This is a genomic window from Pseudomonas sp. H1_F01 (genome assembly GCF_054681425.1).
The window spans coordinates 2,001,036-2,024,836 of the sequence record NZ_CP162823.1; the positions used below are offsets into that span (position 1 = coordinate 2,001,036).

Genomic DNA, 23,801 nt, shown 5'->3' on the forward strand with positions numbered 1-23,801 from the left:
TGAAAGTGAAGCCCGCAAGGCTCTCCCATAACAAAAGAAGGACAGCACCCATGAGCGTTCTAACCTTGAAAATCGCCGTCAACCTCGCCGGGCAAGCCCTTGCCGCCGGTCGTGAAATCAGCGCTGCGCCCCTGACCGTCGCGGTCCTGGACAGCGGCGGGCACCTGGTTGCCTTGCAGCGCGAAGACGGCGCCAGCCTGCTTCGCCCGCAGATCGCCATCGGCAAGGCCTGGGGCGCCATCGCCCTGGGCAAAGGCTCACGCCTGCTCGCCCAGGACGCCCAGCAACGCCCGGCGTTTTTCGCGGCATTGAACGGGCTGGGACAGGGCAATGTCGTACCGGCCCCGGGTGGGGTATTGATCAGGGATCAGGATGGGAAGGTGCTGGGGGCGATTGGTGTCAGTGGTGATGTTTCGGATGTGGATGAGCAGGTGGCGGTCAGGGCGGTGGAGTCGGTGCAGTTGAGGGCCGATGTGGGGATTACTGTTTGATTTTGCGGTGAATTGACGGGCCTCATCGCGAGCAAGCTCGCTCCCACAGGGCTTGATGTTCGACACATGATGTCTGAACACCGCAAGCCTAGTGTGGGAGCGAGCTTGCTCGCGATGACGATCTACCAGACACATCCAGCCAAGAGTCTGTCCGGCATTCAAAAATCTACAGGCCTAGCCTTTGATGACCTGATCATTGGAGAGGCGAAGGAATGCCTGATCTACCTGCTTCACGTCGTTTGCGCACCGGCCGTTACGGTGAGTTGAATCGAATCTATCTATTGACCACTAACACGGCTGAGCGAAAGCCGATTTTCCAGGATTTCGCTTTAGGTCGATTGGTCGTTGAGCAATTTAGGTGTGCCCAGGTTGAGAGAAGGGCGAAGTCATTGGCTTGGGTGATCATGCCTGACCATTTCCATTGGTTGATTGAATTGCAGCAAGGCTCGCTGAATGAGCTGATGCAAAAAACCAAGTCCTTGAGTGCTCGGGCGGTAAACATGTCCACAGGGCACAGAGGCAGCCTTTGGCAACCGGGATACCACGATCGAGCTCTGCGGCGGGAAGAGGATTTGGTAAAGCTGGCTCGCTATGTTGTGGCAAATCCACTGCGGGCAGGCCTGGTAGAGCGACTTGGCGACTATCCGCTGTGGGATGCCATTTGGCTTTGACTTGAAATCGAGTTGTCTTCAATCGCGAGCAAGCTCGCTCCCACAAGGGCGCCGCAAAACCCTGTGGGAGCGAGCTTGCTCGCGATGAGGGCTACTCAGTCTTCAGTCTGGCTCACACCCCTTCAACACCAACCGAATAATCGTCTGCGCCGCCGCTTCGTAATCCGCCTCATCGAGCTTGGCCTTGCCGGTCACGGCGCTGATCTGCCAGTCGAAATCGGCATAGGTCTGGGTGGCGGCCCAGATGCTGAACATCAGGTGGTTGGGGTCGATGGGGGCGATCTGGCCGCGGTCGATCCAGGTCTGGATGCAGGCGATGTTGTGCCGGGCCTGGGCGTTGAGTTGGTCCACCAGGTCGGGGCTCAGGTGGGGGGCGCCGTGCATGATTTCGCTGGCGAAGACTTTCGAGGCGAAGGGCAGGTCTCGGGAAATGCGGATCTTGGAGCGGATGTAGTGGCTCAGTACCTCGCCGGGCACACCGTCGGCATTGAACGGTGTCGAAGCCTGGAGAATCGGCTCGATGATGCTTTCCAGGACCTCGCGGTAGAGGTTTTCCTTGGATTTGAAGTAGTAGTAGACGTTGGGTTTGGGCAGGCCTGCCTTGGCCGCGATGTCGCTGGTCTTGGTCGCGGCGAAGCCCTTGTCGGCAAACTCTTCGCTGGCGGCACGCAGGATCAATTCTTTGTTGCGCTCGCGGATAGTGCTCATAAACCCAGGGGTTCCTTGCCTGTTCTGGCGGTGGCGCATGGTAGCACCGGCCTCGCGCGGCGCTCAAGAATGCCCAAGGCGCCGCGGCTCGCGGTATGCTGCGCGGCATTATTATTCAAGGAGCCCCTCCATGGCTGGAAGCAGTTTGCTGGTACTGATCGACGATATCGCCACCGTGCTCGACGATGTTGCGCTGATGACCAAGATGGCCGCCAAGAAGACCGCTGGCGTGCTCGGCGATGACTTGGCGCTCAACGCCCAGCAAGTCTCTGGTGTACGGGCCGAGCGGGAGCTGCCGGTGGTGTGGGCGGTGGCCAAGGGTTCGTTCATCAACAAGTTGATCCTGGTGCCATCGGCGCTGGCGATCAGCGCCTTCGTCCCGTGGCTGGTGACGCCGTTGTTGATGGTGGGCGGCGCTTATCTGTGTTTCGAAGGGTTCGAAAAACTGGCCCACAAGTTCCTTCACAGCAAGGCTGAAGACCAGGCCGAACATGCGCAACTGGTCGAGGCCGTGTCGGATCCGGCGGTCGATCTGGTGGCGTTTGAAAAGGACAAGATCAAGGGCGCGGTACGCACCGACTTCATCCTGTCAGCGGAAATCATCGCCATCACCCTCGGCACCGTTGCCGACGCCGCACTGACCCAGCAGGTGATCGTCCTGTCGGGCATCGCCATCGTCATGACCATTGGGGTCTATGGCCTGGTGGCCGGGATCGTCAAGCTCGATGACCTGGGACTCTGGTTGACCCAGAAGCCAGGGCAGGCCGCCAAAAGCATCGGCGGCGCCATCCTGAGTGCGGCACCCTACATGATGAAAAGCCTGTCGGTGATCGGCACGGCGGCGATGTTCCTGGTGGGTGGTGGCATCCTGACCCATGGCGTGCCGGTGGTGCATCACTGGATCGAAAGCGTGACGGCCAGCGCCGGTGGTGCCGGGTTTATCGTGCCGACGTTGCTCAATGCGGTGGCGGGGATTGTCGCGGGGGCGGTGGTGTTGGTCGGTGTGCTGGCGGTGGGCAAGATCTGGAAAGCGCTGAAAGGCTAAAAGTGACAACACATAACCCCTGTGGGAGCGAGCTTGCTCGCGATGAGGGCCTGACATCCAACATTAATGTTGCCTGACAGACTGCTATCGCGAGCACGCTCGCTCCCACAGTGGGTTTTGGGGTGGCCGAAAGTTATTCGGCAATCTGCAACTTGCGCGACTCGGTGTACACGTAGCGCACCTTCTCATACTCGAATGGCGAGTTCAGTTGCCCATAGCGGAAACCGGTCTGGTAGCGCTTGTCGACGCCGCGCAGAAGCAGCAGCTCCGGGTGGTTGGAACTGACTTCGGAGACGTTCAGGTAGTTGATCGCCGATTCGGCTGTGTAGTCCACCAGCAGGCCTGAGGTGTCGCGCAGGTTCGACGGGCCGAAGATCGGCAACACGAAGTAGGCGCCGCCCGGTACGCCGTAGAAGCCCAGGGTCTGGCCGAAGTCTTCGCTCTGGCGCGGCAGGCCCATGGCGGTGGCTGGGTCCCACAGGCCGGCGATGCCGACGGTGGTGTTGAGCAGCAGACGCGCCGTGGTTTCCATCGAACGCTTGCCCTTGAATTGCAGCAGGCTGTTCATCAGGTTTGGCACATCCCCCAGGTTATTGAAGAAGTTGCTGACCCCGGTGCGCACGAAGCTTGGCGTGACGTAGCGGTAGCCATCGACCACGGGCAGGAATACCCATTGGTCGAAGCGGTAGTTGAAGTGGTAGACGCGGCGGTTCCAGGACTCCAGCGGGTCATAGACGTTCAGGGCGTTGAGGGTCGAGCGCTCGAATTCGCGTTGGTCCAGGCCAGGGTTGAACTTGAGCTTGCTCAGCGGCTCCTTGAAGCCGTCCGAATCCACCACCACAGGCGCATTGGCCTTGCTGTTGTCGGCGTGGACCATGCCCGCACTCATTAACGCAGCGATAAGCAGCAGATATTTAGCCACGGAAGAACTCCAGCATGGCGTCGCTGTTGACGCGGTAGTTAAGGTTGCCGCAGTGGCCGCCCAGTGGATAAACCGTGAGGCGATCGCCAAAGGTCTTGCGCAGGAAGCCCAGGTCGCCCGGGCCGAGGATGACGTCGTCGGCATTGTGCATGACGGCAATCTTCGGGCTGTCATGCAGGTAATCCTTCAGCGCGTACAGGCTGACCTGATCGACCAGTTGCAACAGGCTGCCGCCGTCAGTGCGCGCGCGCCACATCGGGATCACCTGCTCGGTGAGGTAACAGTCGAAATCGCATTGCAGCGCACGCTTGAGGAACGGCGTCAGGCTGGTGCTTTCGGTAATCGGGAACTTGGGCGGGATGATCAGCCCGCGGCGGTTGATCAGGTCCGAGGTGAACGCGATGTCGGCGGCCGAGAAACGGAACGAGGTGCCGATCAACATGGCCATCTGCTCGTTGCTCAGGTGTTGCTTGGACTGCTGGAAGTCGTAGAGCAGGGCATCGTTGAGGTCGATGTAGCCTTTTTGCTGGAAGTAGCGCGTCAGCTTGTTCAGCACCAGTTCATAGAAGGTGGTGGTGTTGTTGATACCCTTGACCTCGGTCTGGACCAGTTTGTCCAGGTTGGTGATCGAGGTGTAGAGGTTCACCGGCGGGTTCAGCAGCAGCACTTTCTTGAAATTGAAGCTGCGCCGGGTTTCGTCCAGGTGTGCGACGAAGGCCGCATCCAGGGCGCCGAGGCTGTAGCCGGTCAGGTAGTACTCGGTCACGGGCAGCTTGGGGTTCTGCGCGCGCACGGCTTGCATCACCCGGTACATGTCTTCGGCGTCTTCCTTGGAAATGCCTGGCGTGGCGAAGCGCGAAGCGGCGCTCATGAAGTCGAAGCTGGTGGGCGAGGACAACTGCACCACGTGGTAGCCGGCCTTGTAGTAGAGGCGCTTGAGGTATTCATTAATGCTACTGTCAAAGCGCGCACCGGTGCCGGCGATCAGGAAAATCAGCGGTGCGGGTTTGTCCTGGGTGGCCATGCGGTATGTGAGGCTTTTCACCGGCCAGAAGTTGTCCGGCAGGATGAACTCGCGTTCCGGGCGCAGGGTCAGGCTGTGGTCTGCCTGGTTGATGTCTTCGATCAGCGGCAACTCCGGACGCAGGTCCGGTGGCGTGGTGGCGATGGTCGCCTCGAACGGGTTGGTCAAGGGGTAGCCATAGCTGGCGGCGTCAATATCTGCCGCCAGCGCGGACGCACTCAGGATAAGGCCGCCGAGAAGGGCAGCGAAGCGCAAGGAACGGAGCATGACTGGATCCCTTAGAGGAAGGTGCCGAATGAGGTTCGCAGGCTATGACCACCGAAGCGGAGCCAAGTGCCATGATGGGCACAAAACAGGCACGGACGGGGCGCGATAGTAGCGGGAAGATACACGGTCGTGCGTGCTGGCGGCTAGTTATCTGGCGTTTGCCGGATTTGACCGCAAATCTCACGTGTGGCGCTGGTACAAATGCCTGGAACTGAGAGCTGGCGTTCTGATGTCGTTTCTCGTTGCCTCGACGTCGCAGACAGAGCAGGTTCCGGATCGGAGCAGGTTGATGATCAACGAGTCAGTACTCCACTGGCGTTCAGACCGGTTTGAGGGCGAGCGTGATGGGGGCGCTGAGCATCATAACTATACGTTGACGCCGCCCGGCATCCGTCGGGCGCAGCACTTTCGGGGAAGTAACGATGAAGATGCGACGACTCTTGGGCGCAGGTGCCGCACTGGTACTGGCCATCAGTTCCACCTTGGCCAGCGCCGAAACCAAAACCCTGAGCATCGGTTACGTTGACGGCTGGTCCGACAGCGTCGCGACCACCCACGTGGCCGCCGAAGTGATCAAGCAGAAACTCGGTTATGACGTGAAGCTGCAAGCGGTCGCGACCGGGATCATGTGGCAAGGCGTGGCCACCGGTAAGCTCGACGCGATGCTCTCGGCCTGGCTGCCGGTGACTCACGGCGACTATTGGACGAAGAACAAGGACCAGGTGGTCGACTACGGCCCCAACTTCAAGGACGCCAAAATCGGCCTGATCGTGCCGGAGTACGTCAAGGCCAAGTCGCTCGAGGATCTGAAAACCGACGACTCCTTCAAGAAGCGCATCGTCGGCATCGACGCCGGTTCAGGTGTAATGCTCAAGACCGAGCAGGCGATCAAGGATTACGACCTGACCGGTTATCAACTCAAGGCCAGTTCCGGCGCCGGCATGATTGCCGAGCTGACCCGTGCCGAGAAGAAAAACGAATCCATCGCCGTCACCGGTTGGGTGCCGCACTGGATGTTCGCCAAGTGGAAACTGCGCTTCCTGGAAGACCCGAAAGGTGTCTACGGCGCGGCTGAAACCGTGAACAGCATCGGCAGCAAGGAACTGGAGGCCAAGGCACCGGAAGTGGTCGCGTTCCTGAAGAAATTCCAATGGTCTTCGAAAGACGAGATTGGCGAAGTCATGCTGGCGATCCAGGAAGGTGCCAAGCCTGAAGCCGCCGCCAAGGACTGGGTTGCCAAGCACCCGGACCGCGTGAAGGAGTGGACCGGCAAGTAATCGGCCTGGTTTAGCTGTTCCGAAAAACCGCATGGCCGTGTGTCATGCGGTTTTTTTGTGCCCGCAATTCTGAGCGCAACGCAAACCCCTGTGGGAGGGGCTTGGGTTTTTTTGCGGAAAACTGGCAGAACCGTCATGTCGTTCTAATACTAAGGTCGTCTGGAACCTGGCCTTGAGCCGCATAGAGTAGGGCTGTTCCAATTAAATCTGTGCTGCGAGGATAAAAACAATGAACGACAGCATTTACCTCTCGATTCAAAACAGCCCGCGCTTCAAGGAGCTGGTGAGAAAACGGGAAAAGTTCGCCTGGATTCTCTCGGCGATCATGCTTGGGCTGTATTCCGGCTTCATTCTTCTGATCGCCTACGGGCCACACATTCTCGGGGCCAAGATCACGCCTGAGTCCACCATCACCTGGGGCATTCCCATCGGTGTCGGCCTGATTGTCTCGGCCTTCGTCCTGACCGCTATCTACGTACGACGCGCCAATGGCGAGTTCGACGACCTGAACAATGCGATTCTCAAGGAGGCTCAGCAATGATCCGGCGTCTACTGGCTCTATTGAGCATCGCAGCGTTCGCCCCGGGCGTCTGGGCGGCTGAAGCCCTGACCGGTGCCGTGCAGAAACAACCCCTCAACGTCGCGGCTATCCTGATGTTCGTGGCCTTCGTCGGCGCGACTTTATATATCACCTACTGGGCGTCCAAGAAAAACAACTCGGCGGCCGACTACTATGCGGCCGGCGGCAAGATCACCGGTTTCCAGAATGGCCTGGCCATTGCCGGTGACTACATGTCGGCGGCGTCCTTCCTGGGGATCTCCGCACTGGTGTTCGCCTCCGGCTACGACGGTCTGATCTACTCGATCGGCTTCCTGGTGGGCTGGCCGATCATCCTGTTCCTGATCGCTGAGCGCTTGCGTAACCTGGGTAAGTACACCTTTGCCGACGTGGCGTCCTATCGCCTTGGGCAAACCCAGATCCGCAGTCTGTCCGCCTGTGGCTCGCTGGTCGTGGTGGCGTTCTACCTGATCGCGCAAATGGTCGGTGCCGGCAAGCTGATCCAGCTGCTGTTCGGCCTGGACTACCACGTTGCGGTGATCCTGGTGGGCATCCTGATGTGCCTCTACGTGTTGTTCGGCGGCATGCTGGCCACCACCTGGGTACAGATCATCAAGGCGGTGCTGTTGCTGTCGGGTGCTTCGTTCATGGCCCTGATGGTCATGAAGCACGTCAACTTCGACTTCAACATGCTGTTTGCCGAAGCGGTCAAGGTTCACCCTAAAGGTGAGGCGATCATGAGCCCTGGCGGCCTGGTGAAGGATCCGGTCTCGGCCTTCTCCCTGGGTCTGGCGCTGATGTTCGGTACCGCTGGCCTGCCGCATATCCTGATGCGCTTCTTCACCGTGAGCGACGCCAAGGAAGCGCGCAAGAGCGTGCTGTATGCCACCGGCTTCATCGGTTACTTCTACATCCTGACCTTCATCATCGGCTTCGGCGCGATCCTGCTGGTCAGCACCAACCCGGTCTTCAAGGACGCGGCAGGTGCCTTGCTCGGTGGTAACAACATGGCGGCGGTGCACCTGGCCAACGCTGTGGGCGGCAGTATCTTCCTGGGCTTCATCTCGGCGGTAGCCTTTGCCACCATCCTGGCGGTCGTCGCGGGCCTGACCCTGGCCGGTGCCTCGGCGGTGTCCCATGACCTGTATGCCAGCGTGATCAAGAAAGGCAAGGCAAACGAGAAGGACGAGATTCGCGTCTCGAAAATCACCACCATCGCCCTGGCGGTGCTGGCGATCGGCCTGGGCATCCTGTTCGAGAAGCAGAACATCGCGTTCATGGTGGGCCTGGCGTTCTCCATCGCGGCGAGCTGCAACTTCCCGGTACTGCTGCTTTCGATGTACTGGAAGAAGCTGACCACCCGTGGCGCCATGATTGGCGGCTGGCTGGGCCTGGTCAGTGCCGTGGGCCTTATGATCCTCGGCCCGACCATCTGGGTGCAGATCATGGGTCACGAGAAGGCGATCTTCCCGTATGAATACCCTGCGCTGTTCTCGATGGCCATTGCCTTCGTCGGCATCTGGTTCTTCTCCATTACCGACAAGTCGGCTGAAGGTGCAAACGAGCGGGCGCTGTTCTTCCCGCAGTTCGTGCGTTCGCAGACTGGCCTGGGGGCGAGTGGGGCGGTTAACCACTGATGCGCCAGTAAGCTGCAAGCGTTGTGTTTGAAGAAATACCCCTGTCGAGAGGCTGGGGTATTTTTTTGTGCCGGGTTTATGAGGGGGTGCAGATCTGCCGCCATTGTCGGAACGCCGCCCGGAGCGATCTCCCCCTGTGGGAGCGTACATAGATCCAGTGTGGGAGCGAGCTTGCTCGCGATGCGCCGGGCCTGTCACCGCAGCTTCTGGATCAGACAAAGAGGGCACAAACAAAACAGCCCCTGCTCTTATATAAGAAGCAGGGGCTGTTCGGTGCAGCTTGGGACCTATAGCAAGGCAGGTCTTACTTGCGGTCTTCCAGCTGGGTGATGTCACGCGACTCGTAGCCGGTGTACAGCTGGCGCGGGCGGCCGATCTTGTACGGGCTGGAGAGCATTTCCTTCCAGTGGGAGATCCAGCCGACGGTCCGCGCCAGGGCGAAGATCACGGTGAACATGCTGGTTGGAATGCCGATCGCCTTGAGGATGATCCCCGAGTAGAAGTCGACGTTCGGGTACAGCGAGCGCTCGATGAAGTACGGGTCGGTCAGGGCGATCTCTTCCAGGCGCATGGCCAGTTCGAGTTGCGGATCGTTCTTGATCCCCAGTTCCTTGAGCACTTCGTCGCAGGTCTGCTTCATGACGGTGGCGCGCGGGTCGCGGTTCTTGTAGACCCGGTGACCGAAGCCCATCAGCTTGAACGGATCGTTCTTGTCCTTGGCCTTGGCGATGAACTTGTCGATGTTCGAGACATCGCCGATTTCATCGAGCATGGTCAGTACCGCTTCGTTGGCACCGCCGTGGGCAGGGCCCCAGAGTGCGGCGATACCGGCGGCGATACAGGCGAACGGGTTGGCACCCGAGGAGCCGGCCAGGCGCACGGTGGACGTGGAGGCGTTCTGCTCGTGGTCGGCATGGAGGATGAAGATCCGGTCCATGGCCTTGGCGAGCACCGGGCTGATCGGTTTGATCTCGCACGGGGTGTTGAACATCATATGCAGGAAGTTCTCTGCATAGGTCAGGTCGTTGCGCGGGTACATCATGGGCTGGCCCATGGAGTACTTGTAGACCATGGCTGCCAGGGTCGGCATCTTCGCCACCAGGCGGATCGCGGAGATTTCGCGATGCTGGGGGTTATTGATGTCCAGGGAGTCGTGGTAGAAGGCCGAGAGGGCGCCGACAACGCCGCACATGACGGCCATCGGGTGGGCATCGCGACGGAAGCCGTTGAAGAAGGTCTTCAACTGCTCGTGAACCATGGTGTGGTTCTTCACGGTGCTGACGAACTGGGCCTTTTGCTCTGCGGTTGGCAGCTCGCCGTTGAGCAGCAGGTAGCAGGTTTCCAGGTAGTCGGATTTTTCAGCCAGTTGCTCGATCGGGTAGCCGCGGTGCAGCAGGATGCCGTTGTCGCCGTCGATATAGGTGATTTTCGATTCGCACGAGGCGGTCGACATGAAACCTGGGTCAAAGGTGAAACGGCCCGTGGCCGTCAGGCCCCGTACGTCGATTACATCGGGACCAACGGTGCCGGTTAAAATGGGCAGCTCGACGGGGGCTGCGCCCTCGATGATCAACTGCGCTTTTTTGTCAGCCATGTGGCCTCCTATTAATGCTTGAAATCATCAGACAGACCCCCCACGCAGGGCCCGCACCACTATAGTGAGATAAATTCGAAAGTCAATTTGCCTAAAGTCTTGCTCCAGAAGGCTTTAACCGGACTTTTTCCGCGAAATTACCTGCCGTTTACGCCTTTTGCGTCGTATGTGCAATGCGCTATTAGGGGAAGGTGAACGCGTTGTCATTAGTAGCCTAACTGTCTATACTCGGCCACCGACCGCCAGGGGCTTTTGGGCCTGCTTTCTTGGGGGTCGTCACTCCCTGGGTGGTGAGTACCTGACCAGTGCGCGCCCCAACAACTTTGCCCTGATTGTTAGGGGCTCTTCAGTGTGAAAAAAAAGCCGTGAAAAGCCAACGACCTGTAAACCTAGACCTAAGGACCATCAAACTCCCAGTCACTGCTTACACGTCCATTCTTCACCGTATTTCCGGTGTCATCCTCTTCGTCAGCCTGGCCATCATGCTTTATGCATTGGACAAGTCGCTCGATTCGGAAGAAGGCTTCGGTCAGGTGAAAGCGTGTCTGACCAGTCCGCTAGCCAAGCTAGTGATTTGGGGCATCCTGTCCGCCTTGCTGTATCACTTGGTTGCCGGTGTGCGCCACTTGATCATGGACATGGGCATCGGTGAGACGCTGGAAGGCGGCAAGCTGGGCTCGAAAATCATTATCGCCGTGTCTGCGGTGCTGATCGTTCTGGCAGGAGTCTGGATATGGTAACCAACGTCACGAACCTTTCGCGTTCGGGCCTCTATGACTGGATGGCGCAGCGTGTGTCTGCGGTCGTTCTCGCGGCTTACTTCATCTTCCTGATCGGATATGTCGTAGCAAACCCAGGCCTGGGCTACGCCCAATGGCATGAACTGTTCGCAAACAACTGGATGCGTATCTTCAGTCTGCTGGCACTTGTTGCACTGGGCGCTCACGCCTGGGTCGGCATGTGGACCATCGCGACCGACTACCTGACGCCAATGGCGTTCGGCAAGTCGGCGACTGCCGTACGTTTCCTCTTCCAGGCAGTATGCGGCGTTGCGATGTTCGCTTACTTCGTCTGGGGTGTGCAGATTCTCTGGGGTATCTGATCCATGGCTAACATTCCAACGATTTCTTTCGACGCCATCATCATTGGTGGTGGCGGTGCCGGCATGCGCGCAGCGCTGCAACTGGCACAGGGCGGTCACAAGACTGCCGTGATCACCAAGGTTTTCCCGACCCGTTCGCACACTGTTTCCGCCCAGGGCGGCATCACCTGCGCCATCGCTTCGGCCGACCCGAACGATGACTGGCGCTGGCACATGTACGATACCGTCAAGGGTTCCGACTACATCGGTGACCAGGACGCTATCGAGTACATGTGTCAGGAAGGCCCGGCTGCGGTGTTCGAGCTGGACCACATGGGCATGCCATTCTCGCGTACCGAGCAAGGTCGTATCTACCAGCGTCCGTTCGGTGGCCAGTCCAAGGACTACGGCAAGGGCGGCCAGGCTGCACGTACTTGCGCGGCGTCCGACCGTACCGGTCACGCGCTGCTGCACACCCTGTACCAGGGCAACCTGAAAGCCGGTACCACGTTCCTGAACGAGTACTACGCCGTTGACCTGGTGAAAAACCAGGACGGCGCCTTCGTCGGCGTGATCGCGATCTGCATCGAAACCGGCGAAACCACCTACATCCGCGCCAAGGCCACCGTACTGGCGACCGGCGGTGCAGGCCGTATCTACGCATCCACCACCAATGCCCTGATCAACACCGGTGACGGCGTCGGCATGGCCCTGCGTGCTGGCGTGCCGGTACAAGACATCGAAATGTGGCAGTTCCACCCGACCGGCATCGCCGGCGCCGGTGTACTGGTGACCGAAGGTTGCCGTGGTGAAGGTGGTTACCTGATCAACAAGCACGGCGAGCGTTTCATGGAGCGTTATGCTCCGAACGCCAAGGACCTTGCCGGTCGTGACGTGGTTGCCCGTTCGATGGTTAAAGAAATCATCGCTGGCAACGGTTGCGGTCCGAATGGCGACCACGTGATGCTCAAGCTCGACCACCTGGGCGAGGAAGTGCTGCACAGCCGCCTGCCAGGCATCTGCGAACTGTCCAAGACCTTCGCTCACGTCGACCCGGTCGTTGCGCCAGTTCCAGTGGTTCCAACCTGCCACTATATGATGGGCGGCGTTGCCACCAACATTCATGGCCAGGCGATCACCCAGAACGCCGAAGGCGTGGACGCAATCATCCCTGGCCTGTTCGCAGTGGGTGAAGTGGCTTGCGTATCGGTCCACGGTGCCAACCGTCTGGGCGGCAACTCGTTGCTCGACCTGGTGGTCTTCGGTCGCGCTGCCGGCCTGCACCTGGAAAAAGCGCTGTCCGACGGTATCGAATATGACGATGCCACCGACGCCAACATCGAAGCTGCCCTGGCGCGTCTGTCCGCTCTGAACGAGCGTACCGAAGGCGAAGACGTGGCGACCCTGCGTCGTGAGTTGCAAAACTGCATGCAGAACTACTTCGGTGTATTCCGTACCGGCGAATACATGCAGAAGGGTATTGCCCAGCTGGCGCAATTGCGTGAACGAATCGCCAACGTGAAGATCAACGATAAGTCGCAGGCGTTCAACACTGCCCGTATCGAAGCGCTGGAATTGCAGAACCTGCTGGAAGTGGCCGAAGCCACCGCCATCGCCGCAGAAGTGCGTAAAGAGTCCCGTGGCGCCCACGCCCGCGAAGACTTCGAAGACCGTGACGACGAAAACTGGCTGTGCCACACCTTGTACTTCCCGGGTGAAAAACGCGTCGCCAAGCGTGCCGTGAACTTCTCGCCGAAGACTGTTCCGACTTTCGAACCAAAAGTCCGGACTTATTAAGGGTGACCGCTATGTTGCAAGTCAGTGTTTATCGCTACAACCCTGATCAGGACGCTGCGCCGTTCATGCAGGACTTCCAGGTCGATACCGGTGGTAAAGACCTGATGGTGCTGGACGTGCTGGCCCTGATCAAAGAGCAGGACGAGGGTTTCTCCTATCGTCGCTCTTGCCGTGAGGGCGTTTGCGGCTCCGACGGCATGAACATCAACGGCAAGAACGGCCTGGCGTGCATCACGCCGCTGTCTGCCGTGGTCAAGGGCAACAAGCTGATCGTTCGTCCGCTGCCAGGTTTGCCGGTTATCCGTGACCTGGTCGTCGATATGAGCATCTTCTACAAGCAATACGAGAAGGTGAAGCCATTCCTGCAGAACGACACGCCGGCTCCGGCCATCGAGCGTCTGCAGACTCCTGAAGAGCGTGAGAAGCTCGACGGTCTGTACGAGTGCATCCTGTGCGCTTGCTGCTCGACCTCGTGCCCATCGTTCTGGTGGAACCCGGACAAGTTCCTGGGCCCGGCCGCCCTGCTGCAAGCGTACCGCTTCCTGGCAGACAGCCGTGACACCAAGACGTCCGAGCGTCTGGCTTCGCTGGATGACCCGTTCAGCGTATTCCGCTGCCGCGGGATCATGAACTGCGTCAACGTCTGTCCGAAAGGCCTGAACCCGACTAAGGCCATCGGTCACATTCGTAACATGCTGCTGCAAAGCGGCGTTTGATTCAGCTGCTGTACCCGTAGGACCGTTGTACCCGTAAAGGCCAGGGCGCGGGCTTCAACCCGCGTCATGGCTATAACCAGAACAGCCGCTCACAAAGCGGCAGTTCTTATTTTGAAGAAATGAGACAAGCAGGGGCATCCGGGCTGGTACCCGGACTATCAGCGTGATCCTAAGTGGCTTGTTTTAGTCGCTGCACTCGGACTTCTGCAAGTTTGCTCGGTGTTTTCGCCGGTGGTGTTCCCCTAATCGAGGGTGACCAAGCATGCAAGAAAGCGTGATGCAGCGCATGTGGAACAGTGCCCACCTTTCCGGTGGTAACGCTGCCTATGTGGAAGAGCTTTACGAGCTCTACCTGCACGACCCTAACGCTGTGCCAGAAGAATGGCGCACCTACTTTCAGAAGTTGCCGGCTGACGGTAACTCTGCCACTGATGTTTCGCACTCGACGATTCGCGATCATTTCGTGCTGCTGGCGAAGAACCAGCGCCGCGCTCAACCGGTGTCTGCCGGCAGCGTGAGCTCCGAGCACGAGAAGAAGCAAGTTGAAGTATTGCGACTGATCCAGGCCTACCGGATGCGTGGCCACCAGGCAGCCCAGCTTGACCCGCTGGGACTGTGGCAGCGTCCTGCACCTGCAGACCTGTCGATCACTCACTACGGCTTGACCAATGCCGACCTTGATACGACCTTCCGTGCCGGCGACCTGTTCATCGGCAAAGAGGAAGCGAGCCTACGCGAAATTCACGAAGCGTTGCAGCAGACATATTGCCGCACCATCGGCGCTGAATTTACGCATATCACCGATTCCGAGCAGCGCCAGTGGTTCCAGCAGCGTCTGGAAAGCGTTCGTGGCCGTCCGACGTACTCCGCCGACATCAAGAGCCACTTGCTCGAGCGCGTCACCGCCGGTGAAGGCCTGGAGAAATACCTGGGTACCAAATACCCGGGCACCAAGCGTTTCGGCCTGGAAGGCGGCGAGAGCCTGATTCCAATGCTCGATGAGCTGATCCAGCGTTCCGGTTCCTACGGCACCAAGGAAGTTGTCATCGGCATGGCCCACCGTGGCCGCCTGAACGTACTGGTCAACACCTTCGGCAAGAACCCGCGCGAGCTGTTCGACGAGTTCGAAGGCAAGAAGAAGGTCGAACTGGGTTCCGGTGACGTGAAGTACCACCAGGGCTTCTCGTCCAACGTAATGACCACAGGTGGCGAAGTCCACCTGGCCATGGCCTTCAACCCGTCCCACCTGGAAATCGTTTCCCCGGTGGTCGAGGGTTCGGTCCGTGCGCGCCAGGATCGTCGCAACGATCCGACCGGCGAGAAGGTGCTGCCGATCTCCATCCACGGTGACGCGGCATTCGCCGGTCAAGGCGTGGTCATGGAAACCTTCCAGATGTCGCAGACCCGCGGTTTCAAAACCGGCGGTACCGTGCACATCGTGATCAACAACCAGGTCGGTTTCACCATCAGCAACCCGGAAGACTCGCGCTCTACCGAGTACGCAACCGACGTTGCGAAAATGATCCAGGCGCCGATTCTCCATGTGAATGGCGATGACCCGGAAGCCGTGCTGTTCGTGACCCAGTTGGCCATCGACTACCGCATGCAGTACAAGCGCGACGTGGTGATCGACCTGGTCTGCTACCGTCGTCGCGGCCACAACGAGGCCGACGAGCCAAGCGGTACTCAACCGCTGATGTACCAGCAGATCGCCAAGCAGCGCACCACCCGTGAGCTGTATGCCGAGCGCCTGACCCAGGGCGGTGTGCTGGATGCAGCGCGCGTCCAGGAAAAAGTCGATGAATATCGCAATGCCCTGGATAACGGCCTGCACGTTGTAAAAAGCCTGGTCAAAGAGCCGAACAAAGAGCTGTTCGTGGACTGGCGTCCGTACCTGGGCCACGCCTGGACCGCGCGTCACGACACCCGTTTCGACCTCAAGACCCTGCAGGAACTGTCCGCCAAGCTGTTGGAAATCCCGGACGGCTTCGTGGTTCAGCGCCAGGTCGCGAAAATCTACGAAGACCGGCAGAAGATGCAAGCCGGCGGCCTGCCGATCAACTGGGGTTATGCCGAAACCATGGCGTACGCGACCCTGGCATTCGAAGGTCACCCGGTGCGCATCACCGGCCAGGACGTAGGCCGCGGCACTTTCTCGCACCGCCACGCGGCGCTGCACAACCAGAAAGACGCCAGCACCTACATCCCGCTGCAACACCTGTACAAAGGCCAGCCACGTTTCGACCTGTACGATTCGCTGCTGTCCGAAGAAGCCGTCCTGGCGTTCGAATATGGCTACTCCACCACCGAGCCGAATGCGCTGGTGATCTGGGAAGCCCAGTTCGGCGACTTCGCCAACGGTGCCCAGGTGGTTGTCGACCAGTTCATCACCAGTGGCGAACACAAGTGGGGCCGTCTCTGCGGTCTGACCATGCTGTTGCCGCACGGTTATGAAGGGCAGGGGCCGGAGCACTCTTCGGCACGTCTGGAGCGTTACCTGCAGTTGTGCGCCGAGCACAACGTCCAGGTCTGCGTACCGACGACGCCGGCACAGATCTACCACCTGCTGCGTCGTCAGGTCATCCGTCCGCTGCGCAAGCCGCTGATCGTGCTGACACCCAAGTCGCTGCTGCGTCACAAACTGGCGATCTCCACGCTCGAGGATCTGGCCGAAGGCTCGTTCCAGACCGTTATTTCGGAAATCGACACCCTGGACGCGGCGAAGGTGACTCGCCTGGTCCTGTGCAGCGGCAAGGTCTACTACGACCTGCTGGAAAAACGTCGTGCCGAAGGCCGCGAAGACATCGCCATCGTGCGTATCGAGCAGCTTTACCCGTTCCCGGAAGAAGACCTGATGGAGGCCATCGCGCCTTACACCAACCTCACCCATGTGGTGTGGTGTCAGGAAGAACCGATGAACCAAGGCGCTTGGTACAGCAGCCAGCATCACCTGCGTCGCAGCATCGGCAACCATAACAAGGCCCTGGTCTTGGAGTATGCCGGCCGTGATGCTTCCGCTGCACCTGCGTGTGGTTATGCGTCGATGCACGCCGAGCAGCAGGAAAAACTGCTGCAAGATGCCTTCACTGTTTAACGCCTTCGCGCTGACTGAAACCGAATTTTAAGGACCCACAGATAATGGCTATCGAAATCAAAGCCCCGTCATTCCCGGAATCGGTTGCCGATGGCACCGTTGCCACCTGGCACAAGAAACCAGGCGAGGCCGTCAAGCGTGACGACCTGATCGTCGACATCGAGACCGACAAGGTCGTGCTGGAAGTATTGGCCGAAGCTGACGGCGTGCTGGGCGCAATCATTGCCGAGGAGGGCGCTACCGTTCTGTCGAACCAGGTCCTGGGCTCGATCGAAGAAGGCGGTGCTGCCGCTGCTGCTCCGGCCGCCGCTGCTGCACCGGCTGCCGCCCAGGCCGCCGCGCCAGCCGCTGGTGGCGAAGACGATCCAGTCGCTGCCCCTGCTGCGCGCAAGCTGGCTGAAGAGAACGGCATCAACATCGCTTCCGTTGCCGGCACCGGCAAGGGTGGTCGCGTGACCAAGGAAGACGTGGTTGCAGCCGTTGCCGCCAAGAAAGCCGCTCCAGCCGCCGCGCCAGCCAAGCCTGCCGCACCTGCCGCTGCCGCTCCGGTGTTCGCTGCCGGTGACCGCGTTGAAAAACGCGTTCCGATGACCCGCGTTCGCGCTACCGTGGCCAAGCGTCTGGTAGAAGCCCAGTCGAACATGGCGATGCTGACCACCTTCAACGAAGTCGACATGACCGAAGTCATGGCCCTGCGTTCGAAGTACAAGGATCTGTTCGAGAAGTCCCACAATGGCGTACGCCTGGGCTTCATGTCGTTCTTCGTCAAGGCTGCCACCGAAGCGCTGAAACGCTTCCCGGCCGTCAACGCGTCGATCGACGGTTCCGACATCGTCTACCACGGCTACGCCGACATCGGTGTCGCTGTTTCCAGCGACCGTGGCCTGGTGGTTCCGGTACTGCGCAACGCCGAACTGATGAGCCTGGCCGAAATCGAAGGCGGCATCGCCACCTTCGGCAAGAAGGCCCGTGACGGCAAGCTGTCCATCGAAGAGATGACCGGCGGTACGTTCACCATCACCAACGGTGGTACATTCGGTTCGATGATGTCGACCCCGATCGTCAACCCGCCGCAAGCGGCTATCCTGGGCATGCACAACATTCTGCAGCGTCCTATGGCGATCAATGGTCAAGTCGTGATTCGTCCGATGATGTACCTGGCACTGTCCTACGATCACCGCCTGATCGACGGTAAAGAAGCCGTGACGTTCCTGGTAACCATCAAGAACCTGCTTGAAGATCCGGCTCGTCTGCTGCTGGATATCTGATTTTCGCCGCGAGGGCCGGTCTGTTTTGACCGGCCTCTTGCTGAAACAACCGGTTTCGTCCCTCGACGGTCATCACAAGTGACCGTCCGGTTTGATTCGAAAAGGAATGACTCATGACTCAGAAATTCGACGTGGTAGTGATTGGTGCGGGCCCTGGCGGCTACGTAGCGGCCATCAAGGCTGCGCAACTGGGCCTTACCACTGCCTGCATCGAGAAATACACCGACAAGGAGGGCAAGCTGGCCCTCGGCGGTACTTGCCTGAACGTCGGCTGCATTCCTTCCAAGGCGCTGCTGGACAGCTCCTGGAAGTTCCACGAAGCCCAAGACGGCTTCGCGATCCACGGCATCAGCACGGGCGACGTGAAGATGGACGTGCCGGCGATGGTGGGTCGCAAGGCCAACATCGTCAAGAACCTGACCAGCGGTGTTGCCACCCTGTTCAAGGCCAACGGCGTGACCTCGATCCAAGGCCACGGCAAGCTGCTGATGGGCAAGAAAGTCGAAGTGACCAAGCCAGACGGCTCGGTTGAAGTGATCGAAGCCGAGAACGTCATCCTGGCGCCAGGCTCGCGTCCGATCGACATTCCACCGGCTCCGGTCGACCAGAACGTGATCGTCGATTCCACCGGTGCCCTGGAATTCCAGACCGTGCCAAAACGCCTGGGCGTGATCGGCGCTGGCGTGATCGGCCTCGAGCTGGGTTCGGTATGGTCGCGCCTGGGTGCGCAAGTGACCGTACTGGAAGCCCTCGATACCTTCCTGATGGCCGCTGACGCTGCGGTTTCCAAGGAAGCGCTGAAAACCCTGACCAAACAGGGCCTGGACATCAAGCTGGGCGCTCGCGTGACCGGTTCGAAGGTCAACGGCGAAGAAGTCGTGGTGACCTACACCGACACCAACGGCGAACAGACCATCACCTTCGACAAGCTGATCGTCGCGGTCGGCCGTCGTCCTGTGACCACTGACCTGCTGGCTGCCGATAGCGGCGTGGAAATCGACGAGCGCGGCTTCATTGCCGTCGACGACCAGTGCGCAACCGCGGTACCGGGCGTCTTCGCCATCGGTGACGTGGTTCGCGGCATGATGCTGGCACACAAGGCATCCGAAGAAGGCATCATGGTTGTCGAGCGCATCAAGGGCCACAAAGCCCAGATGAACTACGACCTGATCCCTTCGGTTATCTACACCCACCCGGAAATCGCATGGGTTGGCAAGACCGAGCAGGCCTTGAAAGCCGAAGGCGTTGAAGTTAACGTCGGCACCTTCCCGTTCGCAGCCAGTGGCCGTGCCATGGCAGCCAACGATACCGGTGGTTTCGTGAAAGTCATCGCCGATGCCAAGACGGATCGCGTATTGGGCGTTCACGTCATTGGCCCAAGCGCTGCCGAGCTGGTACAGCAAGGCGCGATCGGCATGGAATTCGGCACCAGCGCTGAAGATCTGGGCATGATGGTCTTCTCCCATCCGACCCTGTCCGAAGCCTTGCACGAAGCGGCCCTGGCCGTAAATGGCGGCGCCATCCACGTGGCCAACCGCAAGAAGCGTTAATAGACAATAAGAAACCACGGCGGTTTGGCCCGTCGTGAGCCTTGCGAGCAAGACTCACCGCGGAATATCCGCTGGACGCAGCCTTGCGTAGCCGAACCGGTTAACCGGAACGCTACGCAAGCAGCAGTCACAGGTGGTGCGGCACCAGAACGGTGCAGCACCGAATGCGCAGTACCTAACGAAGACGGTAATAAGCATGAATCTTCACGAGTATCAGGGTAAGCAGCTGTTCGCTGAGTACGGCCTGCCAGTATCCACCGGTTACGCGGTAGACACCCCGGAAGCGGCAGCAGAAGCTTGCGACAAAATCGGCGGCAGCGAATGGGTTGTCAAAGCCCAGGTTCACGCCGGTGGTCGCGGTAAAGCGGGCGGCGTCAAGCTGGTTCGCAGCAAAGAAGACGCCAAAGCCTTCGCACAGCAGTGGCTGGGCAAGCGTCTGGTGACTTACCAGACTGACGCCAACGGTCAGCCAGTCACCAAGATCCTGGTTGAATCGTGCACTGATATCGCTAAAGAGCTGTACCTGGGCGCTGTCGTTGACCGTTCGAGCCGCCGCATCGTGTTCATGGCTTCCACCGAAGGTGGCGTGGACATCGAGAAAATCGCTCACGATACCCCTGAGAAAATCCTCAAGGCCACCATCGATCCACTGGTTGGCGCACAGCCATTCCAGGGTCGCGAGCTGGCATTCCAGCTGGGCCTGGAAGGCAAGCAGGTCACTCAATTCGCCAAGATCTTCGTAGGTCTGGCCAAGCTGTTCCAGGACCACGACCTGGCACTGCTGGAAGTGAACCCGCTGGTGATCAAGGCCGACGGCGACCTGCACTGCCTCGATGCCAAGATCAACATCGATGCCAACGCCATGTACCGTCAGCCTAAGCTGAAGACTTTCCACGATCCGTCGCAAGACGATCCGCGCGAAGCGCACGCTGCCAAGTTCGAACTGAACTACGTGGCCCTGGAAGGTAACATCGGCTGCATGGTCAACGGTGCCGGCCTGGCCATGGGTACCATGGACATCGTCAACCTGCATGGCGGCAAGCCAGCCAACTTCCTCGACGTGGGCGGTGGTGCTACCAAGGAACGCGTAACCGAAGCGTTCAAGATCATCCTGTCCGACACCAACGTCGCTGCAGTACTGGTCAACATCTTCGGCGGCATCGTTCGCTGCGACATGATTGCCGAAGGCATCATCGGCGCCGTGAAAGAAGTTGGCGTGAAAATCCCGGTTGTTGTTCGCCTTGAAGGCAACAACGCTGAGCTGGGCGCTAAAGTACTGGCAGAAAGCGGTTTGAACATCATCGCTGCTACCAGCCTGACCGACGCTGCTCAACAAGTTGTCAAAGCTGCGGAGGGCAAATAATGAGCGTCCTGATCAATAAAGACACCAAGGTTATCTGCCAGGGTATTACCGGTTCGCAAGGTAGTTTCCACACCCAGCAAGCCATCGAATACGGCACCAAGATGGTTGGCGGCGTAACACCGGGCAAGGGCGGCACCGAGCACCTGGGCCTGCCAGTGTTCAACACCGTGAAAGACGCTGTAGCTGCCACTGGCGCCACCGCCAGCGTGATCTACGTTCCAGCTCCTTTCTGCAAGGACTCCATCCTTGAAGCAGCGTTCGGCGGCATCAAGCTGATCGTCTGCATCACCGAAGGCATCCCGACCATCGACATGCTGGAAGCCAAGGTCAAGTGCGACGAGCTGGGTATCACCCTGATCGGCCCTAACTGCCCAGGCGTGATCACTCCAGGCGAATGCAAGATCGGCATCATGCCAGGTCACATTCACTTGCCAGGCAAGGTCGGTATCGTTTCCCGTTCCGGCACCCTGACCTACGAAGCTGTGAAGCAGACCACTGACGCCGGTTTCGGTCAGTCGACTTGCGTCGGCATCGGCGGTGACCCGATCCCAGGCTCGAACTTCATCGACATCCTGAAGCTGTTCCAGGAAGACCCGAAGACCGAAGCGATCGTCATGATCGGTGAGATCGGCGGTTCGGCTGAAGAAGAAGCGGCTGCCTACATCAAGGCCAACGTGACCAAGCCGGTTGTTTCCTACATCGCTGGTGTGACTGCTCCTCCGGGCAAGCGCATGGGCCATGCTGGCGCAATCATCTCTGGCGGCAAAGGCACTGCAGACGAGAAATTCGCTGCACTGCAAGACGCAGGCGTGAAAACCGTGCGTTCGCTGGCAGACATCGGCAAGGCCCTGGCTGAGCTGACTGGCTGGGAAATGAAGAAGTAAGCTTCGGCTGACCTTTTCGTTCCAGCAACAAAGGCCACCTTCGGGTGGCCTTTGTCGTTTCCGGCACTGTTGAAGCAAGGCTTTGTGAGAACAAGGCCCTGTGGGAGCAAGGCTTTGTGAGAACAAGGCCCTGTGGGAGCAAGGCTTTGTGAGAACAAGGCCCTGTGGGAGCAAGGCTTGCCCGCGATGCAGGCGACTCAGTTCTATCTGTCAGTTCACGCTGACGCTATCGCGGGCAAGCCTTGCTCCCACAAAGCCTTGCTCCACAGATAAAGGCCCTTACAGCAAGGGGCTTCGCAGGAAAATAGATACGTAAACGCGACACGCGAACGTCGCGCATCGGATAGTTCGCCCCTTAACAGTGCGTTCTCTCGCTAAATTCGTTAGGCTAGCAGCCATTTTTGCGACCGCTGCCCACAAGGAAGCGCCGCGCTAAACGGGTCGGTCCCATACGGATCGGCAGCATTTCCCTCACCCATAAGGGAAATCCCTCTCTAAATTCCGATTCAGTAGTGTGGTTTCCTTAATGAAAGTGTTGAAAGGCCAGGACATCCTGGCGCTTGGTTTCATGACATTTGCCCTGTTCGTCGGGGCCGGCAACATCATCTTCCCGCCTATCGTCGGTTTGCAGTCCGGACCTCATGTCTGGATGGCGGCGCTGGGCTTTTTGATCACGGCGGTCGGGCTACCGGTCATCACGGTCGTTGCACTGGCCAAGGTGGGCGGTGCGATGGACGCCTTGAGCAGCCCCATCGGCAAGCTCGCCGGTGGTGTACTGGCGGCAGTGTGCTACCTGGCCGTCGGCCCGTTGTTCGCCACGCCGCGTACCGCCACCGTTTCGTTCGAAGTCGGCCTGGCGCCGTTGACCGGTGAAAGCCCGCTGGCGCTGTTCCTCTACAGCGCAGTGTATTTCCTGCTGGTGTTTTTCATCTCGCTCTATCCGGGCCGTCTGCTGGACACCGTCGGGCGCTTCCTCGCGCCACTGAAGATCATCGCCCTGGCCGTGCTCGGCATCGCGGCGTTTGCCTTGCCCGCGGGTGATATCGGCGTGGCGACCCCCGAGTACATCGCGGCACCGTTCTCCCAAGGGTTCATCAATGGCTACCTGACCATGGATACCCTGGGCGCCTTGGTGTTCGGCATTGTCATCGTCAACGCGATCCGTTCCCGGGGCGTCGAGTCGCCGGCCTTGATCACCCGCTATGCGATCATCGCCGGGCTGATCGCCGGGGTGGGCCTGGCGCTGGTCTACGTCAGCCTGTTCCGCCTGGGTTCGGGCAGCCATGAAGTGGCCGTGGGCGCAACCAACGGCGCCGCTGTGCTGCATGCCTACGTGCAACACACCTTCGGCAGCCTGGGCAGCGGTTTCCTTGCGGTGTTGATCTCCCTGGCGTGCCTGGTGACCGCAGTCGGCCTGACCTGCGCCTGCGCCGAGTACTTCAGCCGCGTCCTGCCGCTGTCCTACAAGACCTTGGTCGTGATCCTGGCGGCTTTTTCGCTGCTGGTGTCCAACCTGGGCCTGACCAAGCTGATCGCGTTCTCGATTCCGGTCCTCACCGCGATCTATCCGCCGTGCATCGCCCTGGTGGCCCTGAGCTTCTGCAAGGACTTCTGGCACGAGCAGGGGCGCATCGTTGGCCCGGTGATGCTGGTGTCGTTCCTGTTTGGCCTGATCGATGCGCTCAAGGGGGCCGGCCTGGTGGACTGGATGCCGGCGCAACTGGCCCACCTGCCGCTGAGCGAGCAGGGCCTGGCCTGGCTGGTGCCTTCGGTGATGACCCTGGCGGTCGCGGTGGTGTGCGATCGCCTGCTGGGCAAGCGCAGCGAAGCCTTGGCTTAAGCGACAACGGGCA

General features: G+C 59.6%; 20 protein-coding genes. 16 read left to right on the forward strand and 4 right to left on the reverse strand.

Features of this window, described 5'->3' with window-relative positions; all coding sequences use genetic code 11:
• The first annotated feature begins 50 nt into the window (after positions 1–50).
• Together AB4O09_RS09200 and AB4O09_RS09205 are read left to right on the forward strand one after the other, a co-directional pair.
• Positions 51–491 (forward strand): GlcG/HbpS family heme-binding protein, encoded by a 441-nt coding sequence (locus AB4O09_RS09200; protein ID WP_043042415.1) that lies wholly within the window; start codon positions 51–53, stop codon positions 489–491.
• 212 nt (positions 492–703) lie between these two features.
• Positions 704–1,162: an REP-associated tyrosine transposase gene (locus AB4O09_RS09205; RefSeq protein WP_003204457.1), complete on the forward strand. Its 459-nt coding sequence runs from the start codon at positions 704–706 to the stop codon at positions 1,160–1,162.
• 102 nt (positions 1,163–1,264) lie between these two features.
• Here AB4O09_RS09205 and AB4O09_RS09210 read toward each other — a convergent pair whose 3' ends face one another.
• Positions 1,265–1,870, reverse strand: coding sequence for a TetR/AcrR family transcriptional regulator (locus AB4O09_RS09210; protein WP_003204456.1), 606 nt, complete (start codon positions 1,868–1,870; stop codon positions 1,265–1,267).
• Between the two features lie 130 nt (positions 1,871–2,000).
• On the opposite strand from AB4O09_RS09210, the gene AB4O09_RS09215 reads away from it, so the two are divergent.
• Positions 2,001–2,915: a DUF808 domain-containing protein gene (locus AB4O09_RS09215; protein ID WP_003204454.1), complete on the forward strand. Its 915-nt coding sequence runs from the start codon at positions 2,001–2,003 to the stop codon at positions 2,913–2,915.
• 133 nt (positions 2,916–3,048) lie between these two features.
• Here the strand turns inward: AB4O09_RS09215 and AB4O09_RS09220 are convergent, their stop codons facing one another.
• Positions 3,049–3,837 carry an MlaA family lipoprotein gene (locus AB4O09_RS09220; protein WP_003204451.1) on the reverse strand — a complete coding sequence of 263 codons (789 nt, stop codon included), beginning with the start codon at positions 3,835–3,837 and terminating at the stop codon, positions 3,049–3,051.
• Positions 3,830–5,128 (reverse strand): alpha/beta fold hydrolase, encoded by a 1,299-nt coding sequence (locus tag AB4O09_RS09225; protein WP_003204449.1) that lies wholly within the window; start codon positions 5,126–5,128, stop codon positions 3,830–3,832. The genes AB4O09_RS09220 and AB4O09_RS09225 overlap by 8 nt, the downstream gene beginning before the upstream one ends.
• A 422-nt stretch (positions 5,129–5,550) precedes the next feature.
• Between AB4O09_RS09225 and AB4O09_RS09230 the strand changes: the two genes are divergently transcribed.
• The 3 genes from AB4O09_RS09230 to AB4O09_RS09240 all read left to right on the forward strand — a co-directional run bounded on the left by AB4O09_RS09230 (position 5,551) and on the right by AB4O09_RS09240 (position 8,601).
• Positions 5,551–6,405 (forward strand): glycine betaine ABC transporter substrate-binding protein, encoded by an 855-nt coding sequence (locus AB4O09_RS09230; protein WP_003204447.1) that lies wholly within the window; start codon positions 5,551–5,553, stop codon positions 6,403–6,405.
• Between the two features lie 229 nt (positions 6,406–6,634).
• Positions 6,635–6,946 carry a DUF485 domain-containing protein gene (locus AB4O09_RS09235; protein ID WP_003204445.1) on the forward strand — a complete coding sequence of 104 codons (312 nt, stop codon included), beginning with the start codon at positions 6,635–6,637 and terminating at the stop codon, positions 6,944–6,946.
• Complete coding sequence (locus tag AB4O09_RS09240; RefSeq protein ID WP_003204443.1) at positions 6,943–8,601, forward strand: cation acetate symporter; 1,659 nt, start codon at positions 6,943–6,945, stop codon at positions 8,599–8,601. The genes AB4O09_RS09235 and AB4O09_RS09240 overlap by 4 nt, the downstream gene beginning before the upstream one ends.
• Before the next feature lie 304 nt (positions 8,602–8,905).
• On the opposite strand, the gene gltA is transcribed toward AB4O09_RS09240, so the two are convergent.
• Positions 8,906–10,195, reverse strand: coding sequence for a citrate synthase (gltA, locus tag AB4O09_RS09245; protein ID WP_003204440.1), 1,290 nt, complete (start codon positions 10,193–10,195; stop codon positions 8,906–8,908).
• A 365-nt stretch (positions 10,196–10,560) separates the two neighbouring features.
• Between gltA and sdhC the strand changes: the two genes are divergently transcribed.
• The 10 genes from sdhC (at position 10,561) to brnQ (ending at position 23,788) form a co-directional block, all read left to right on the forward strand.
• Positions 10,561–10,935, forward strand: a complete 375-nt coding sequence (sdhC, locus tag AB4O09_RS09250) for a succinate dehydrogenase, cytochrome b556 subunit (RefSeq protein WP_003179220.1) — start codon at positions 10,561–10,563, stop codon at positions 10,933–10,935.
• Positions 10,929–11,297 (forward strand): succinate dehydrogenase, hydrophobic membrane anchor protein, encoded by a 369-nt coding sequence (gene sdhD, locus AB4O09_RS09255; RefSeq protein WP_003204438.1) that lies wholly within the window; start codon positions 10,929–10,931, stop codon positions 11,295–11,297. Before sdhC ends, sdhD begins: the two co-directional genes overlap by 7 nt.
• Before the next feature lie 3 nt (positions 11,298–11,300).
• A complete protein-coding gene (gene sdhA, locus AB4O09_RS09260; RefSeq protein ID WP_003204436.1) occupies positions 11,301–13,073 on the forward strand; it encodes a succinate dehydrogenase flavoprotein subunit in 1,773 nt (590 codons plus the stop codon).
• 11 nt (positions 13,074–13,084) lie between these two features.
• On the forward strand, positions 13,085–13,789 hold the full coding sequence (locus tag AB4O09_RS09265) for a succinate dehydrogenase iron-sulfur subunit (protein WP_003204434.1): 705 nt from the start codon (positions 13,085–13,087) through the stop codon (positions 13,787–13,789).
• Between the two features lie 262 nt (positions 13,790–14,051).
• Positions 14,052–16,883, forward strand: coding sequence for a 2-oxoglutarate dehydrogenase E1 component (locus AB4O09_RS09270; protein ID WP_003204433.1), 2,832 nt, complete (start codon positions 14,052–14,054; stop codon positions 16,881–16,883).
• 44 nt (positions 16,884–16,927) lie between these two features.
• Positions 16,928–18,151 (forward strand): 2-oxoglutarate dehydrogenase complex dihydrolipoyllysine-residue succinyltransferase, encoded by a 1,224-nt coding sequence (odhB, locus tag AB4O09_RS09275; protein ID WP_053163102.1) that lies wholly within the window; start codon positions 16,928–16,930, stop codon positions 18,149–18,151.
• 113 nt (positions 18,152–18,264) lie between these two features.
• Positions 18,265–19,701 (forward strand): dihydrolipoyl dehydrogenase, encoded by a 1,437-nt coding sequence (gene lpdA / locus AB4O09_RS09280; RefSeq protein WP_003204429.1) that lies wholly within the window; start codon positions 18,265–18,267, stop codon positions 19,699–19,701.
• A gap of 196 nt (positions 19,702–19,897) precedes the next feature.
• Positions 19,898–21,064: an ADP-forming succinate--CoA ligase subunit beta gene (gene sucC, locus AB4O09_RS09285; protein WP_003179235.1), complete on the forward strand. Its 1,167-nt coding sequence runs from the start codon at positions 19,898–19,900 to the stop codon at positions 21,062–21,064.
• Positions 21,064–21,948, forward strand: a complete 885-nt coding sequence (gene sucD, locus AB4O09_RS09290; RefSeq protein WP_003179236.1) for a succinate--CoA ligase subunit alpha — start codon at positions 21,064–21,066, stop codon at positions 21,946–21,948. The genes sucC and sucD overlap by 1 nt, the downstream gene beginning before the upstream one ends.
• Before the next feature lie 526 nt (positions 21,949–22,474).
• Positions 22,475–23,788 carry a branched-chain amino acid transport system II carrier protein gene (brnQ, locus tag AB4O09_RS09295; RefSeq protein ID WP_003204426.1) on the forward strand — a complete coding sequence of 438 codons (1,314 nt, stop codon included), beginning with the start codon at positions 22,475–22,477 and terminating at the stop codon, positions 23,786–23,788.
• The last annotated feature ends 13 nt before the right edge of the window (positions 23,789–23,801 follow it).